The sequence below is a fragment of the Chimaeribacter coloradensis genome (assembly GCF_002858715.1).
Classification (GTDB): Bacteria; Pseudomonadota; Gammaproteobacteria; order Enterobacterales; family Enterobacteriaceae; genus Chimaeribacter; species Chimaeribacter coloradensis.
Genome location: NZ_PJZH01000007.1, coordinates 90,229 through 106,869, shown reverse-complemented (window position 1 = coordinate 106,869; position 16,641 = coordinate 90,229). Strand labels below are relative to the sequence as shown.

Genomic DNA, 16,641 nt, shown 5'->3' with positions numbered 1-16,641 from the left:
GCGACGGGTCGTTTTTGGACAGATTTCGACTCTTCCCCACGCACGTGGGGGTGTTTCCGCCCGGTTCGGGCAGATGGAACGGCATCAGCACTCTTCCCCACGCACGTGGGGGTGTTTCTTTGTCTGATCGCCAGATCAGGAACCTGATGAACTCTTCCCCACGCACGTGGGGGTGTTTCCTCGCAGGGGTTGGCGGAGCTTAGCGGCTGGCCACTTCCTCACACCCAGGGATTTGCTCCAAAGGGAAGGCGGAGTTAACTAATCTGCCTCTCCCTCACTTTCGCAGGAAATTTATTCGATATTTCCTTTACTTTCTGCCTCTAACCGTAGACTTTTCATACGCCGTCTTTTTATCCGCATATTTAAAAACAATGTCCGGCGGGTAATTATCCCGCCCGTGATCTTTTTCGGGAAAAGTCTAAGCTGCCGGAAAAAATAATGGCCTACCTGCTGTTTCATTTATCGCCATACCAACATCTGCCTTGCTTTTTATCTTGCCGTAACGTTGTGCCATTCGCGCAGGAAAGCTCTGCCCGCGCGAAACATGGATCATTTTAAATTAATGATATTTAATGATTTATCTGGTTTTTGACAGGGCGTGGAATAACCTATTGATAAATAGGAAAATGCAGATTTTTAAGGAGAAAGTGTTTATTTAAAAAATTTTCGCACATTATTTTTATAAACCGGTTTATCAAAAACCGGCTTTTTTATCCCTAAAGTTTTTATGCCCTTTGCCGAAAACCAAGCTGTTTTATTAAGGAAATTCGCCCGCTTCATTCTGTGAAATAGAGATCAGGAATTCACCATGCGCAATAATCAGCCGGTTACCCAGCAACCCTTTAATTTTCCCGATGATGCGACGCTCATGTCCACCACCGATCTCGACAGCCGCATCCTGTATGCCAATGACGCCTTTATTGAGATCAGCGGATTCAGCGCGGAGGAGCTGACCGGCGCGCCGCACAATCTGGTGCGCCACCCCGATATGCCGGCCGAGGCGTTTGCGGATATGTGGGCCACCCTCAAACAGGGCGAGCCGTGGACCGGGCTGGTCAAAAACCGCTGCAAGAACGGCGACCACTACTGGGTGCGCGCCAATGTAAACCCGGTGATCCGTAACGGTAAATTGCTGGGGTATATGTCGGTGCGCATCAAGCCCACGGATCAGGAGGTGGAAGCCGCCTCGGCGCTCTACCAGAAGATGCGCGACGGCACACTGAAGAACCGCCGCCTGCATAAAGGGGTGCTGCTGGCGACCGGCCCCGGCCGCTGGCGTTCTCTGCTGAAAACCATGTCGCTGCGTGCCAGGCTTTTCGCGCCGCTGCTGGCCCTGTTGCCGCTGAGCGTGGCCGGGGCGTCGGCGCTGGGGCTGGGGGGCCCGGCGCTGGGCGGCTTCACCGCCGGGATGGCGCTGCTGCTGGCGCTCTCTGCCGCCTGGCTGGATGCGCAGATCGCCCGGCCGCTGGCGCAGGTGTGCCGTCAGGCGAAGGATGTGGCGACCGGGGCGAGTTACCGGGTGGACCACCTCGACCGGGTGGATGAGATCGGCATGACGTTGCGCGCCGTGGGGCAGCTGGGGGTGATGTTCCGCTGGCTGGTGGATGACGTCAGCAACCAGGTGATGACGGTGAGCCGCGCCAGTGATGTGCTGGCGCAGGGCAATGAGGAGCTGAGCCGCCGCACTGACCAGACCGCCGCCAACGTGGAGCAGACCTCCGCCACCATGAACCAGATGACGGCGACGGTGCAGAGCAACACCGCCACCGCGGCCGAGGCCAACCAGCTCTCCAGCGCGGCCAGCTCGGCGGCGGAGAAGGGGGGCGAGTCGATGGAGGAGATCGTGCGGATGATGGATGAGATCGCCATCAGCTCGAAGAAAATCGGCACCATTACCAGCGTGATCGACAGCATCGCGTTTCAGACCAATATCCTGGCGCTGAATGCCGCAGTGGAAGCCGCGCGCGCCGGTGAGCAGGGCAAGGGCTTTGCCGTGGTGGCCGGGGAGGTGCGCGGGCTGGCGCAGCGCAGCGCCACCGCCGCCAGTGAGATCAAGAGCCTGATCGACGCCAGCGTCAATAAAGTGCTCTCCGGCTCCGGTCAGGTGCATGACGCCGGGACGACGATGGACGACATTGTGCGCCAGGTCAGCAACGTCACCGCGCTGATCGCGCGCATCAGCGCGGCCACTGCTGAGCAGGGCACCGGGTTGTCGGAGGTCGGCAAGGCGGTGAAGGAGCTGGAGCGCATCACCCAGCAGAACGCCGAGCAGGTGCAGGAGAGTGCGGTCTCGGCGACGCGGATGAAGCACCAGGTGGGAAGATTAGGGATGGCGCTGAAGGTGTTCAGGTAAGCCGTTCTGGCGGGCAGACGGGCGCGGGTTACACACCCGCGCCCGTTAATCAACCTGGCTGGCTTACTGTTTCAGCAGGTGCTCTACCACCACATGCGTCTGCTTCCCTTCATGCTTCACGCGGCCGCTGATCATCACCAGATCCTCTGGGGTGACTTCATCGCCGTTCCAGCGGTTGGCACCGACGGTGATCCCTACGGTGCCGGTTTTGTCGCGGAACTCGAACTGATCCTTGCCGGTTTTCTTGATGATATGGCCTTCCAGCGTCACCCAGGCGTCCTGGCGCATGGTGCGGGCCAGCTCGACGGTGGCCCCGCGGGCATCTTCAGAACCGCGGATACCGGCGTCCTGTTTGTGCGGCGGCGGTGCCGGCTCGTCAGCCTTAAAGCCGCCGTTGTCTTCGGCGAAGGCGGGCAGGGTCATCACGGTCAGCAGCGCAGCAATCGTTAACTTTTTCATTTAACTCTCCTTTGTCATGGTCCGGCACGGCCTGTTTTCCGCCCGGCAATTTTTATGCTTACCCTTAAGCATGGCACAAGGTGACTGATTTGCGAGGCGATGTGCGCCCGGCACTTTTTTAACTTACCGTGACCGGTTTCACACCGCGGCAGGCCGTTACATAAATAATCACGATTTCTGCATGAGATTTTTTGCCTCCTTTCATCAGAAAAGGTAGCATTCACCGCCGTGTTACCAGGTCGTGATCAGCGACAAAAAATCACCTTAATAACCAATCACCTTAATAACTAAGCGTTAGAGAACGGGCGCGGTTCCCCCTCCCATCGGCAAACGGTTGCCTGGCGGGGCCGGGGCACGCGCCGGCAGACAGGAAATTAGGATATCAATGAAATCACATAAGAAATCCGAGAGTACGCGCCGTGCCGCGAAGCGCCGCTGGCTGGACTCTCACGAAGCCGGGTATCACAAAGGAATGGGTAACCGCCAGGTTCAGATGATCGCCATCGGCGGCTCTATCGGCACCGGGCTGTTCCTCGGCGCAGGCGCGCGCTTACAGATGGCCGGCCCGGCGCTGGCGCTGGTCTATGCGGTGTGCGGGCTGTTCTCCTTCTTCATCCTGCGCGCGCTGGGTGAGCTGGTGCTGCACCGCCCCACCAGCGGCAGCTTCGTCTCTTATGCCCGCGAGTTCCTGGGGGAGAAAGCCTCCTACGTCGCCGGCTGGATGTACTTCCTGAACTGGGCGATGACCGGCATCGTCGACATCACCGCCGTGGCGCTCTATATGCACTACTGGGGCGGGTTTGCGGATGTGCCGCAGTGGGTGTTTGCCCTCGGCGCGCTGGCGATTGTGGTCACCATGAACATGATTGGCGTGAAGTGGTTCGCCGAGATGGAGTTCTGGTTCGCCCTGATCAAAGTGGCGGCGATTGCGCTGTTCCTGATCGTCGGTGTGGTGTTCCTCGGCAGCGGCAAGCCGCTGGACGGCAACGCCACCGGCCTGCACCTGATCTCCGATAACGGCGGGCTGTTCCCGCACGGGCTGCTGCCGGCGCTGGTGCTGATACAGGGCGTGGTGTTCGCCTTTGCCGCGGTTGAGCTGGTCGGCACCGCCGCCGGTGAAACCAAAGAGCCGGAAAAAGTGCTGCCGAAAGCGATTAACAGCGTGATCTGGCGTATCGCCCTGTTCTACGTCGGCTCCATCACGCTGCTGGTCTGCCTGCTGCCGTGGAACGCCTACCAGGCGGGCCAGAGCCCGTTCGTGACCTTCTTCAGCAAGCTGGGCGTGCCGTACATCGGCAGCATCATGAACATCGTGGTGCTCACCGCGGCGCTCTCCAGCCTGAACTCCGGCCTCTACTCCACCGGGCGCATCCTGCGGTCGCTGTCGATGGGCGGCTCCGCGCCGAAGCTGATGTCCCGCATGAGCAGCCAGCAGGTGCCGTATGCCGGTATCCTGGTTACCGCCGCGGTCTATGTGGTGGGCGTGGTGCTGAACTACTACGTGCCGTCGCAGGTGTTTGAGATCGTCCTGAACGTGGCGTCGCTGGGTATCCTCAGCTCCTGGGCGTTTATCGTGGTCTGCCAGATGAAGTTCCGCAAAGCGGTGAAAGAGGGCCATGCCAAGGATGTCTCCTTCAAGATGCCGGGCGCGCCGTTCACCTCCTGGCTGACGCTGGCGTTCCTGCTGGGCGTGCTGGTGCTGATGGCGTTTGACTACCCGAACGGCACCTACACCGTGGCCACCATTCCGGTGCTGATCCTCCTGCTGACGCTGGGCTGGTTCGGCCTGCGCAAACGCGCGGAAGAGGTGAAAGCCGAGCAACAGGCGCACGAAGCGAACCACGCGGCGGAGTAATCCCCCTTAAGGCGGGCGGCCCGGTGGCGGCCCGCTTTTTCCCCTTCTTTCCCTTTCCCCCCGTTCCCCCGTTTCCCGGCTATCCCCCCCATACCGGTTGCAGGCCGCCCAGGCTGGCAGCAGCGCCGATGGCTGACTGCGCGGTACGCATAATCTGTGGCAGGAAACTGGAGAGCGCAGCGGCGACGGCGGTGCCCTGGGCAATCATCGCCTCGGCCGAGGCCGCGACCGCCATCTCACTCAGCAGTGCCGCGGCGGACCCGGCGATCACCGGGGCCAGCCACACCGCCAGCGCCACCACCGCCACAGCGGCCACGCCCACTGCCAGGTAGCCGAGCAGGCGCTTCAGGTCATCCGGGTTTTGCTGCCAGTACTGGGTGTAGCTGTGCAGCGGCAGCAGCTCCAGCCGCGCCGACGCGCGCTGCTTGTCCGCCAGCCACTTGCGCATTTTGACAAACACCTCCTGCGGCACCGCCGCCTCGTTGAGCCCCGCCTCGTGGTAGCTGTAGAGCAGCAGCCCGCGCGCCGGGGAGTCCGGCGGCTCGTTGACGATGCCGGCAAAGGGCATCGGCCGGTACTGGTAGGTGGGGCCGAAGCAGAGCCAGCGGAAGCGGGTGGAGGCGGTGGCGGTGCCCGCCTCCGGGAACAGCGGCACGATGATAAGCTGCGGCGGGATAACCCAGGGCGCGCCGTTGGCCTCAAAGGTCTGCGGGAATTCACCGAGCTGGTTCATGCGCAGCAGCGCCTCCTCCAGCAGGGTTTTCACCGGCCCGCGCAGGATCGCCAGTTTCGGCACCAGATCGCCGGCGATGGTCTCTTTGGCCTGGTCAATGGTGCTGATCTCCAGCAGTTCGCAGCAGATGGCACGGCGGGGAATATCCAGCGCCAGCCCCAGCACATCGGGGCGGATATATCGCCCCTCTTTGAGCGCCACCGCCGGTGTGCCCTTTTTTGCCAGCGCGAGGTTTTCCCGCGATTTGGCGTAGTAGTTACGCATCTCAGAGACGATCTGCCTGAGCGTCATGTCCAGCAAGGGGTTGCCGGTGCCGACCCAGCGGTATTCGGTTTCAAAAAAGACTTCGCCCAGCGTATAGCGCTGGAAAAAATTTTCCCGGTAGAGCGCCGCGGCGTACGCCTGGGCGATAAGCGGCACTGACGACTGGCGCGGCACCGGCTTTTTGAAGCCGCCGCAAAGGGCATCAAAGGGGCCGCCGGGGGCGCTGTCGGGGGCTTCACTCATGGCTGCGCCTCACAGGGTGACCGGGTAAGTGGGCAGGGTGGCGTCACTTTGCAGCCACACCAGCGTGGTCGGCAGGGTGAAATCCCAGCCGTTCTGCGCTTTCGGTTCCACCGGCACCGCACCAAAGCGGTCATCCGTCTGCTTGCGGATCTCATAAGCGATGGATTTGAACTGCGGGTCGTCCAGCGTCGGCGCTTCGCCGCCCAGCCACAGCTTGCTCTGGACAGGCAGCGGCGGGGTGCTTTTTTGCAGGAAGTAGAGCACCGCCGTGCTGTAGGCCAGCGGCACCGGCACGATCACCCGCGCCGCCCCCGCCTGGAGGAACTGGGCGAACAGCGGGTCGTTGTCGGTGAGGTTGCTGGTGGCGACCCAGCTGGTTTTGCGGCCCCAGAAGTAGGGGTAGAAGAGGTAGGTCAGCTGTGACCAGTCAAACGCCTGTTCAAAAAACTGGATGTAACGCCCTTCGCTCAGCGCCTCCAGCGGCTTCAGCTCCGGCAGGTTGCGGGGCTGGCCGGCCGGGCTGGTCATGGCGTTGAACTGGTCGAAATGCTGGCCGGTCAGCATGGTGATGCAGAGCTTTTTCAGCTCGCGTTTCTCAATCTCGCGGTTGGCCGCCGGGTTGCGCCCTTCGATGATCACCGCCGCGGCCTGCGCGTCGGCCTGCGCCACTTTCTGGTCATAGGCGGTTTTCAGCGCCTGATAGGCGGTGACGATCTTCTCAAAGGCGGCGGCCTGCCAGGCCTGGTATTTCTCCGGGGTGCGCACGCAGTTGGCGGCCAGGTTCACGGCGTAGGCGTTGATGTCATACCCCATGATGCTCAGCGGCAGGGTGCCCACCGGGGCCAGCGGCTCATCCGTCAGCTGGTTGACATCCAGCGGGGCGAAGCCGTAGTTGCTGCTGCTGCCGTGCAGGGCGTGGGCGTTGTTCAGCACATGCCAGGCCCACTCGCCGACCTGCACCACGCATTGTGGGTAATTATCCCAGGCCAGCGCCACCTGCAGGCTGAACATCGCCAGCCGGTACCCCTCCGGGATCACCAGATCCTTCACTGACTTCGAGATCGTGGCACCGTTGGCGATGCCGCTCTGATCCATACTGGTGGCGACGTAGCTCCAGTAGGGCGGCGGTGGGGCGACGGCGGCGTGATAGCGCCCGGCGAAGATCTGATAATTCTCCTCGGTGATGTCCTCCATGCCCAGCGGCTGGCCGTTGAGGTCAAAGAACGGCACCGGCGGCACCGCCCCGGAAGCTGCCACCGCCTCTTTAATCAGCGAGGCGCGGTAGTAGGCGGCCGGTTCCGGCAGGATAAACTCCAGCATCAGGCAGCGGCCGTAGTTATAGATCTGCGCGTGGTATTTCTTGTCCACCCAGCGGTAGACGCCGGTAACGTGGCCGCTGCCCGCTTTGTTGTCGATGCCGTGTTTGTTGGTCTCCTCCACTTCGCGGAAGGTTTTGTCCGTGCGCTCGGTTTTGACCTTTTTCTGCACCTTGCTGACGGCGCGGTCCACCACCTCCTGCGCAAAGCTGCTGCTGTTTTTGGCGGACTCCTCTTTGGCGGTTTTGTAGGCGAACTCCCCCTGCGCGGTCACTTTCACCATGCCGTAACTGCCGGTGACCGTTACCCCGGCGCTGAGCGCCATCTCTTCATTGAGCGTCGCCTCCGCCTCTTTCTTCAGCTCGAACCGGTCGGTGGACTGGGTGTCGCGTTCCGTCTCCTGATTCTCCTCCAGTGAACTGAACAGGATGGTTTCAGTGCGATCCAGCGTGCGATGGGTGCGCTCCCGGAACTCGCCCTTGAGCACGTTTTCAATGTGGGCCACCTCGCCCGGCACATAGGCCGCGAGCTGCTGTTTCACTACCAGCAGGTCACCGATGCCGAGCGGCCGGATGCGCCCGCCCATCTCCACATCGTCGGCTTTTTCCGCCCCGATGGGGGTAACCGGGATCGGCAGTTTGATGGCGATGACCTTTTTCAGCGCCTGAACGCTGTACTCCTGCGCCAGGGTGTGCAGCGCCGTGGTGTCCGGTTGCGCGGCGATGTCGCGGGTCAGCGTTTGCAGGTGGCGTTGCAGGGCGGCGGTGGCGCGCGGCAGCGGGGTCTGGTCATCCAGCGACAGGCGGGTTATCAGCGTGCGGGCGGCGGGGGTCATCACCTCACTCAGCCGCAGCATGCTGGTCACCGTCAGGCTGCGGCCATCCGCGCTGCGGGTTTCACTGGGCCGCCGGGCCGCCGGGGCCTGTTGGGTGGCCCGGAGCAGCCGCTGGGTGGCGGCGTACTCCTCAAACAGCGGGCGTAACGCCTGCACCGCCGCCTGTTGGCGGGCCTGCTCCGCCGCGTCGCGCCCCGTTTCTGCCGGGGGGGCGGCAGGAGAGGCAAACTCCGCGAGCGCGGGCGGCACCAGCGGCTGCGCCTGCAACGCGGCGCGGGCGGACGCGACATCCGTTAAATGGCCGTCCTGATAACACTGCAAAAAGTGCAGCAGGCGCAGCGCGTCCATCGGGCACTGCAGGCGCGGCCCGGCGTCCGGCCCGCTCATCCAGGCGGCGTAGAGCAGATCAAACGCCAGCTCACGCAGCGTTTGCGGCTTCTGCCCGGCCAGCAGCTCATCTGCGCCCCCGGCCTGCTCAAAGCCGGGCAGCGCTTCGTCGGCCGGTTGCGCGCCGTACTCCGCCAGCAGCCGGTCGTGCGCACTCTCCAGCGGGGCCAGCGCGGCCTGATCCAGCGCCCTGTAGCGTTCCAGCGCCTGCGCCGGGGTGGCCAGCTCACGCGCCAGCCGTTTCAGGAGGCGGGGGCCGTCGGGCGGGGCGAGGCGCTGATCCTCAATAAAGTGCAGCGCGCTGCGCGACGGGGAAACCCGCTCTGCCGGGCGCACGGCCACAAAGCGGAAAATATCAGTGATGATGGGATCGGCCATACCGATACCTCACAGGGGCGGGGAAAGGGAATCCTTAGGTTGCGCGGCTCCTGAGAGCTAAGCGTAGCAGGGCAGGGGGGAGAAGGCGGGCTGCCCGGTGCAGCGCATAAATTATTCTTATCCTGACCCGGCGGCCGGTGCGGCAGCCAGGGGAAAAAGCCATTGAACCCACAGGGTTTCCGTGCTGTTATCAAGCCTGATGCCTTGTTAACAGGAGCAGTAACGTGGATCAGATGCATGAAAATAATTGGCTACGCCGGGCAAAAAAGCTGCACGCCATCGCCTCCACCGGGTTGCACTATTGCCGGGATGAGTACGACCGCGAGCGCTACGAAGAGATTGCGGAGATCGCCCGCGGGATGCTGGCGGACATCACCGATGTGCCGGTGGATCGCATTGAGGGCATCTACGCCGACAGCGGCCAGGGCTACGCCACGCCGAAAATCGATGTGCGTGCGGCGATCATTGAACACGGCAAAATTGTGCTGGTACGGGAGAAGTCCGACGGGCTGTGGACGCTGCCGGGCGGCTTTGCCGAAATCGGCCTGTCGCCGCGCGAAAACGTGGTGAAAGAGGTGCTGGAGGAGGCGGGGGTGGCGGTGGAAGTGCAGGCGCTCTACAGCATCCGCCACAAGGCCAAACACGCCTACCCGCCTGACATTCTCGACTTCTATAAGCTCTTTTTCCTCTGCCGCCGGGTCGATGCCACCCCATACCAGGCCGGGAGCGAAACCGTGGAAGTGGGGCTGTTCGCCCCGGACGACCTGCCCGCACTCTCTACCCTGCGGGTGCTGGAGGCGGACATCCTGGACGCCTTCAGCTACTCCCTCAGCCCGATCCCGACAGTGGTGATCGACTGACCGCGCGGCCTCAGTAGCTCAGGCTGAGGATACGGCGCGCCTTCACCTCATCGATGTCATGGTGCTCGCCCTGCGGCAACAGGTTGAACCGCCGCAGGTTCTCCAGCACCTCGTCGATGCACTTCTCCGGCAGGCCGTAGGCGCTGAGGCGGGTTTTGATGCCCATGTCCTCGAAGAAATCCCGCGTCTTTTGCAGAGCGCGGGTGATGCGCTCCGCCTCATCCCCGTCGGTGATGCCCCAGACGCGCTCCGCATACTGCAACAGCTTCAGCCGCTTGGTGTCGCGCTGCACATGCAGCAGCGAGGGCAGCAGCACCGCCAGCGTCTGCGCGTGGTCCAGATTGTAGAGCGCGGTGAGCTGGTGGCCGATGCGGTGGGTTGACCAGTCCTGCGGCACCCCGGCACCGATCAGGCCGTTCAGCGCCAGCGTGGCGGCCCAGGTCACGGTGGCACGCACGTCGTAGTTTTCATGGTCGGTCAGCGCTTTCGGCCCCTCTTCGATCAGCGTCAGCAGCAGCCCCTCGGCGAACCTGTCCTGCACTTTGGCGTAGACCGGGTAGGTGAGGTACTGCTCAATCACATGCACGAAGGCATCCACCACGCCGTTCGCCACCTGGCGCGGCGGCAGGGTGTAGGATTTGCGCGGGTCGAGGATGGCGAAACGCGGGTAGAGCGCCGGGTGGCTGTAGCCCATTTTGGCCCCCAGTTCCGTGTGGGTCACCACGGCGGTGGGGTTCATCTCCGAGCCGGTGGCCGGCAGCGTCATGATGCAGCCCAGCGGCAGCACCTCCTGCGGCGGCTGCCGTTGTGACCACATCGCCCAGACATCCCCCTGGTAGTGCGCCGCCGCGGCGATGAATTTGGTGCCGTCCACCACCGAGCCGCCGCCCACCGCCAGCAGGAAGGTGATGCCCTTTTCACGCACCAGCGCCACGGCGCGCATCAGCGTATCAAAATGGGGGTTAGGCTCGATGCCGCCGAACTCATGCACCTCGCGGCCGCCCAGCGCGGCGCGGGTCTCGGCCAGGGTGCCGTACTTCTCCGCACTGCCGCCGCCGTAGGTGATCAGCACCCGTGCATCCTCCGGGATGTGCAGCGCCACATCGGCAATCCGCTGGGTGCCGAACAGCACGCGGGTCGGGTTGTAGTAATCAAAATTGAACATGAGGCTTTCCTTATTCAACGGGGAATCAACGAAAGAATAATACGTCAACGCAGGCATCGCGCCTGGGGCTGTTTCACAGGGTAGCGGATTTTTCCGGGGGCGGAAGGGGGGAATGTGCGCACCGGGCAGGGCACCCGGTGCCGGGAAACGGAACAACCATACCGCGGCGAAACCGCCGTTCCGGATAAAAAAACAGCCATTCCGGATAAAACAGCGAAGGCGGATTGCACCGCCCTCCCGGATAAACGGCTATTCGAGGTAAAACACTTCGCGCAGCGGGTCACTCACCGGGCTGTTGTCCGGGTTGCTGGGCATGAGGTCTGCCATATGCGCCCACCACTGCCGGCAGATCTCTGTCTGGGCCACCGCTTCCCAGCGCGCCTCCGACTCAATCTCCACAAAGCCGAACAGCAGGTTGCGCTTTTCATCCAGGAAAATGCTGTAGTGGTGTGCGCCGTGCTGTTTCAGCACCTCGGCCAGTTCCGGCCAGATCGGGTTATGGCGGCGCTCATACTCGGCGTGGGCGTTGGGGTGAATCTGCATGACAAAACTTTTTCGGATCATAACAAAGGCCTCAGGAGAAAGGGCGCGGCAGCCGCGCCCGCTAAAAGATTACAGCGCCTGCCGGTAGAGGTGGCGCACCTGCTCGCGGGTCGCGGCCAGTGGGTTGCAGGGGGCGCACGGGTCGGCCAGCGCGTTGTCCAGCCAGGCTTCGATATCCTGCTCGCGGATGCCCAGTTCACGGAACCCGGCCGGGATGCCCACGCGGGCGGAGAGATCGCGGATGGCGGCAATCGCCGCGTGGCTTGCCTGTTCGTCGCTCATGCCGTGGGTCTCCACGCCCATCGCCTGCGCCACCCGGGCAAAGCGCGCCACCGCCGCCGGGCGGTTGAACGCCTCAATCACCGGCAGCAGGATGGCATTGCAGACGCCGTGCGGCAGGTTGTGGGTCGCGCCCGGCTGGTGCGCCAGCGCATGCACCAGCCCCAGCCCGGCGCTGTTGAACGCCATCCCGGCCAGGTACTGGCCGTAGGCCATCATTTCACGCGCCTGCGGGTCGCGGCCGTTCTCCACCGCCTGCGGCAGCCAGTGGCTGATGACGCGGATCGCCTCCAGCGCCGAGTGGTCGGTCAGGGTGTGTGCGCCGAGCGAAACATAAGCCTCGATGGCGTGGGTCAGGGCGTCCATGCCGGTGGCGGCGGTGACGGCGGGCGGAATCGCCAGCATCACCGACGGGTCATCCACGGCGATGTCCGGGATCAGGTGAGTATCGATAATCACCTCTTTGACCTGTTTGCGGCTGTCGGTGATCACCGCATTGCTGGTCAGTTCGGCGGCGGTGCCGGCAGTGGTGTTGATCGCCACCAGAAACACGCCGGGGTGGGTCACTTTGCCGACACCGGCATAGGCGGTGGCCGGGCCGGGGTTGGCGGTGAGGATCTTGATCGCTTTTGCGGTGTCGATCGGGCTGCCGCCGCCGAAGGCGATCAGGTAGTCACACTGCTGCTGCCGGTAACAGGCGTACCCGGCGTCGGCCAGCTCAGAGGTGGGGTTGGGGGTGACGTCGCGGAACAGGGCATAGGGCAGGGCGGCGGCCTCCAGCGCGGCGAACAGCCCCTCCAGCAGGCCGAGATCCACCAGCTGGCCGTCGGTGACGATCAGCGCCTTGCCCGGTGCGCGCTGCGCCAGCAGCCCCACCAGATCCTGGATCGCCCCTTCGCCGTGCAGGCTGATTTTTGGTAACGCAAGCATAAAACTCATGGCAAAACCCTCTTAAAGAGAAACATAAGAATCATTTTGCGGTGAGGTCTGCGGTGAGCCGGGCGAACCCGGCTCGGAAGTCAATTTAAACGCGTTGCGCCAGCACTGATTTCTCATAGCCGCGCACCGTCTCCAGCCACTGGCTGCCGACCGGCGCATTGTGGCGCTGGCAGTAGATGTCCCACACCGCCTGCCACGGCAGGGATTTCTGCTCCTCCAGCAGCGCCAGGCGGCCGGTGTAGTCCCCCTCCTGCTCCAGTTTTTTCAGCTGGTCAGTCGGCTCCAGCAGGGCGCGCAGCAGCGCTTTTTTCATGTTGCGGGTGCCGATCACCCAGGCGGCGATGCGGTTGATTGAGGCGTCGAAGAAGTCCAGCCCGATGTGTACGCGGTCGAACAGGTCGTGGCGCACAATTTCACCGGCGATCGCCTGGGTTTCATCATCCAGCAGCACCACGTGGTCGCTGTCCCAGCGTACCGGGCGGCTGACGTGCAGCAGCAGGCGCGGCACAAACAGCATGGCGCTGGAGATCTTGTCGGAGATCACTTCCGTCGGGTGGAAGTGGCCCGCATCCAGGCAGAGCGCCGTCTGACGGCTGGCGGCGTAGCCGAGGCAGAACTCGTTGGAGCCGACGGTGAAGCTCTCCGCGCCGATGCCGAACAGTTTGCTCTCCACCGCGTCGATGTGGTGGGCCGGGTCGAATTTCTCGCTGATCACCTCATCCAGCGCCGAGAGCAGGCGCTGGCGGAAGGCGAGCCGGTCAACGGTGAGGTCTTTCATGCCGTCCGGCACCCAGATGTTCATCACCGACGGCGTGCCCAGCTCGCGGCCGAAATAGGCGGAGACGCGGCGGCTGGCCTGGCAGTGCTCGATCCAGAACTGACGGGTCTCCGGGTTGGCGCTGGAGAGGGTGAAGCCGTCGGCGCTCAGCGGGTGGGAGAAGCAGCTCGGGTTGAAGTCCAGCCCCAGCTGGTGGTCCCGCGCCCAGGCGACCCAGTTGGCGAAGTGTTCCGGTTTGATCTCGTTGCGCGCCACCGGCGTCTCCGACTCCAGGTAGATGGCGTGCAGGTTGAGGCGTTTCGGGCCGGGGATCAGCGCGAACGCCTGCTCCAGATCCGCGCGCAGCTCGGCGGCATTGCGCGCCTTGCCGGGGTAGTTGCCGGTGGCCTGGATGCCGCCGGTCAGCCCGCCGGTGGGGTTCTCAAAGCCGGCGACATCATCGCCCTGCCAGCAGTGCATAGAGACCGGCAGGGTGTCGAGCGTGGCCAGGGCGGCCTCGGCGTCAATGTTAAGGGCGGCGAAGCGCTGTTTTGCCAGTTCCCAGGCCTGGTCGATAGATGCGGTCATACTGAATACTCCTCATGAGCGTGACTGAGCGCCTCAAAGCGGCGGCAGTGGGTATCAAAATCGGGGTGCGGCTGGGGCGTGAACCGGCGCAGCGACACGGCGTCCGCCAGCAGGCGGCGGTAAGCGGCGACATCCTCCACATCGCCGAGCGCGATCAGCTGGCAGCCGATATTGCCGAGCGCCGAGGCCTCCACCGGCCCGGCGGTGACCGGGATGCGGCAGGTGTCGGCACAGAGCTGGTTCAGGAAATCGTTCTGGCTGCCGCCGCCGACAATGTGCAGCCCGGTCAGCGGCGCGCCCTGCAGGGCGGCCAGCTCCAGCGCCACCTGGCGGTAGGCCATCGCCAGGCTGTCGAAGATGCAGCGCGCCAGCGCGGCGGGGGTCTGCGGCTCCGGCTGCTGATGGTCACGGCAGGCCTGTTTGATCTCTTCTGCCATTGAAGCCGGGTTGATAAAGCGGGCGTCGTTCGGGTTGATCAGGCTGGCAAAGGGCGCTTCCTGTGCGGCCTGTGCCACCAGCGCCGGGATGTCGGCGATCGCCAGCTCTTTGCAGATGCGTTGCAGCAGCCACATGCCCATGATGTTTTTCAGCACCCGGTAGCGCCCTTCGACGCCGCCCTCGTTGGTCATATTCGCCTGGCGCGCGGCGGCATGGGTGTAGGGGCGATCGCTGTCGATGCCGATCAGCGACCAGGTGCCGGAGCTGAGGTAGGCACTGCCGTCACCCGCCAGCGGCGTGGCGACCACCGCGCTGGCGGTGTCATGGGTGGCGACCGAGACCACCGGCACCTGCTGCCCGGAGGGGGCGTGCCAGTGGCCCAGCGCACGGCCCGGCTGGCTGGGGGCACCAAACCAGCGCGCCGGCACCCCGGCCCAGGCCAGCAGGTCGGCGTCCCAGTCGCCGCTGTCCACATTCAGCAGCTGGGTGGTGCTGGCGTTGGTGTATTCCCAGTTGAGGCAGCCGGTCAGGCGGTAGTGGAAGTAGTCCGGGATCAGCAGCAGGTGGTCCGCCTGCGCGGCCCACGCCGGCTGTTGGCGGCTCAGCGCCCTGAGCTGGAACAGGGTGTTGAACGGCAAAAACTGGATGCCGGTACGCTCATAGAGCGGCGCTGCCCCCAGCTCACGTACCGCGTCTGCCATGATGCCGTCGGTGCGGTTGTCGCGGTAGGAGACCGGCAACCCGACGCGTTCGCCCTGGTTATTCAGCAGCACAAAATCCACGCCCCAGGTGTCGATGCCGATGCTGTCGAGTGTGATGCCGTCAGCGTCAATCTGTTGCAGGCCGTGCCGCATCTGGCTTTCGAGGTAGTCCACATCCCAGACGTCATGGCCTTCGCAGCGTACCAGTTGGTTGGTGAAACGGTGGATCTCGGTAAGCTCAATGCGGCGTGAGGAGGTGTGGTAGCGGGCGAGCATTACCCGCCCGCTGGAGGCGCCCAAATCCACTGTGGCGATATTGCGTACGGTCATCGTGGTTATCCCTTAACAGACTATGCAGCGAGTGTAAGGAAAGGGAAAACGCCCCACCTTCCGGTGGTTGCCATCGCTGAAAACCGGTTGGCAAAATGGCAAAGATCCCCGTGAATCAGATCACACTTCCCGTTAATCCCCCCTGCGCCGCAGGGATGTTAATGAGATGTGATCTGCTACACAGTTCCCGCCTTAACCCGCACGATCTTAAAAAAATGACCGTTTTCCGCGCCGTGGCTGCCGTGGTTTCAAGGCAGGGGCAGCCGGGCACGCCTTACACTGCCTCAGGCCAGCAGAGCACCGGCACACGCCGGTTCTTTCACTCTGTTGCGCCCCCGTGTGCAGTGCGGCACCGCCTGCGCGCCCTGATCCTTTACCGGAGGCCTTGAAAATGACGTTACTGGCAGGTGATGACTTTTTTGCGTCCCGGGCGATGACCGTGACGGTGGAACCCCGCGCGCCCCAGCCGCCTTTCCCGGAGCACCACCACGACTTCTATGAGATTGTGCTGGTGGAGAGCGGGGCGGGGGTGCATGTCTTTAATGACCGCCCCTATACCCTGTGCAGCGGCACCGTCTGTTTTGTGCGCGACCGCGACCACCATCTGTTTGAGAACGTGGAGGGGCTTTACCTCACCAATGTGCTCTACCGCTCGCCGCAGTCGTTCCGCTTCCTGACCGGCATCGACCGCTTCCTGCCGCCGGAGGATGGCCAGGGGCAGGTACACTGGCACATTGGCCAGGAGGCGTTGCAGGAGGCGCGGCAGCATATCCGCACGCTGGCGCAGCTCTCTGAGGACTACAGTGATGAGGGCGTAGCGGCCAGCGAGAGCCGTTTCCTGCAACTGCTGCTGCTGCTGCACCGCAGCTGCTGCCAGCTGGAGTCCAACAGCGGGCGGGACGCCAACGTGCTGGCGCTGCTGCGCTGGCTGGATAAAAATTTCACGGAAGAGGTGGGCTGGAGCGAGCTGGCTGACCGCTACTCGCTGGCGCTGCGTACCCTGCACCGGCAAGTCAAACAGCACACCGGCATGACGCCGCAGCGCTACCTGAACCGGCTGCGGCTGCTGGAGGCGCGCCGCCGCCTGTTCCAGACTGACCAGAGCATCACCCAGATCGCCCATGAGTGCGGCTTTGGTGACAGCAATCACTTCTCGACCCAGTTCCGGCGCGAGTTCGATCTCTCGCCGAAAATGATGCGCAACAGCGTGCGCTGAGC

12 protein-coding genes and 1 CRISPR repeat array (1 of these 13 only partly in view) are annotated in these 16,641 nt (G+C 63.5%); of the genes, 4 read left to right on the top strand and 8 right to left on the bottom strand.

From position 1 onward, the window contains the following. Positions 1-180: direct repeats of the CRISPR family, unit length 29 nt; unit sequence CTCTTCCCCACGCACGTGGGGGTGTTTCC (it extends 154 nt beyond the left edge of the window). Positions 181-808: 628 nt separating this feature from the next. Then, the gene (locus CYR32_RS09690) at positions 809-2,353 is read left to right on the top strand and encodes a methyl-accepting chemotaxis protein (RefSeq protein WP_101824187.1); all 1,545 of its coding nucleotides are present in this window, start codon (positions 809-811) and stop codon (positions 2,351-2,353) included. A 63-nt stretch (positions 2,354-2,416) separates the two neighbouring features. Here CYR32_RS09690 and CYR32_RS09685 read toward each other — a convergent pair whose 3' ends face one another. After that, on the bottom strand, positions 2,417-2,812 hold the full coding sequence (locus CYR32_RS09685; RefSeq protein WP_101824186.1) for a YgiW/YdeI family stress tolerance OB fold protein: 396 nt from the start codon (positions 2,810-2,812) through the stop codon (positions 2,417-2,419). A 385-nt stretch (positions 2,813-3,197) separates the two neighbouring features. Between CYR32_RS09685 and ansP the strand changes: the two genes are divergently transcribed. Continuing rightward, positions 3,198-4,667, top strand: a complete 1,470-nt coding sequence (ansP, locus tag CYR32_RS09680; RefSeq protein WP_101824185.1) for an L-asparagine permease — start codon at positions 3,198-3,200, stop codon at positions 4,665-4,667. A 79-nt stretch (positions 4,668-4,746) separates the two neighbouring features. Here ansP and CYR32_RS09675 read toward each other — a convergent pair whose 3' ends face one another. Both CYR32_RS09675 and CYR32_RS09670 read right to left on the bottom strand, forming a co-directional pair. After that, positions 4,747-5,907 carry a hypothetical protein gene (locus CYR32_RS09675; RefSeq protein WP_101824184.1) on the bottom strand — a complete coding sequence of 387 codons (1,161 nt, stop codon included), beginning with the start codon at positions 5,905-5,907 and terminating at the stop codon, positions 4,747-4,749. 9 nt (positions 5,908-5,916) lie between these two features. Next, complete coding sequence (locus CYR32_RS09670) at positions 5,917-8,823, bottom strand: hypothetical protein (protein WP_101824183.1); 2,907 nt, start codon at positions 8,821-8,823, stop codon at positions 5,917-5,919. A gap of 233 nt (positions 8,824-9,056) precedes the next feature. Between CYR32_RS09670 and CYR32_RS09665 the strand changes: the two genes are divergently transcribed. Beyond that, positions 9,057-9,683 (top strand): NUDIX hydrolase, encoded by a 627-nt coding sequence (locus tag CYR32_RS09665; protein ID WP_101824234.1) that lies wholly within the window; start codon positions 9,057-9,059, stop codon positions 9,681-9,683. A 10-nt stretch (positions 9,684-9,693) separates the two neighbouring features. Here CYR32_RS09665 and CYR32_RS09660 read toward each other — a convergent pair whose 3' ends face one another. The 5 genes from CYR32_RS09660 to rhaB all read right to left on the bottom strand — a co-directional run bounded on the left by CYR32_RS09660 (position 9,694) and on the right by rhaB (position 15,423). After that, positions 9,694-10,848: an iron-containing alcohol dehydrogenase gene (locus CYR32_RS09660; protein WP_101824182.1), complete on the bottom strand. Its 1,155-nt coding sequence runs from the start codon at positions 10,846-10,848 to the stop codon at positions 9,694-9,696. Positions 10,849-11,097: 249 nt separating this feature from the next. Then, positions 11,098-11,412: an L-rhamnose mutarotase gene (gene rhaM, locus CYR32_RS09655; RefSeq protein WP_101824181.1), complete on the bottom strand. Its 315-nt coding sequence runs from the start codon at positions 11,410-11,412 to the stop codon at positions 11,098-11,100. Positions 11,413-11,460: 48 nt separating this feature from the next. After that, positions 11,461-12,609, bottom strand: a complete 1,149-nt coding sequence (gene fucO / locus CYR32_RS09650) for a lactaldehyde reductase (protein ID WP_101824180.1) — start codon at positions 12,607-12,609, stop codon at positions 11,461-11,463. An 85-nt stretch (positions 12,610-12,694) separates the two neighbouring features. Next, positions 12,695-13,954, bottom strand: a complete 1,260-nt coding sequence (locus CYR32_RS09645; RefSeq protein ID WP_101824179.1) for an L-rhamnose isomerase — start codon at positions 13,952-13,954, stop codon at positions 12,695-12,697. Next, entirely contained in the window at positions 13,951-15,423 is a 1,473-nt protein-coding gene (gene rhaB, locus CYR32_RS09640; protein WP_101824178.1) for a rhamnulokinase, read from the bottom strand. The genes CYR32_RS09645 and rhaB overlap by 4 nt, the downstream gene beginning before the upstream one ends. 391 nt (positions 15,424-15,814) lie before the next feature. Here rhaB and rhaS point away from each other — a divergent pair, with 391 nt between their 5' ends. Continuing rightward, entirely contained in the window at positions 15,815-16,639 is an 825-nt protein-coding gene (gene rhaS / locus CYR32_RS09635) for an HTH-type transcriptional activator RhaS (protein ID WP_101824177.1), read from the top strand. The last annotated feature ends 2 nt before the right edge of the window (positions 16,640-16,641 follow it).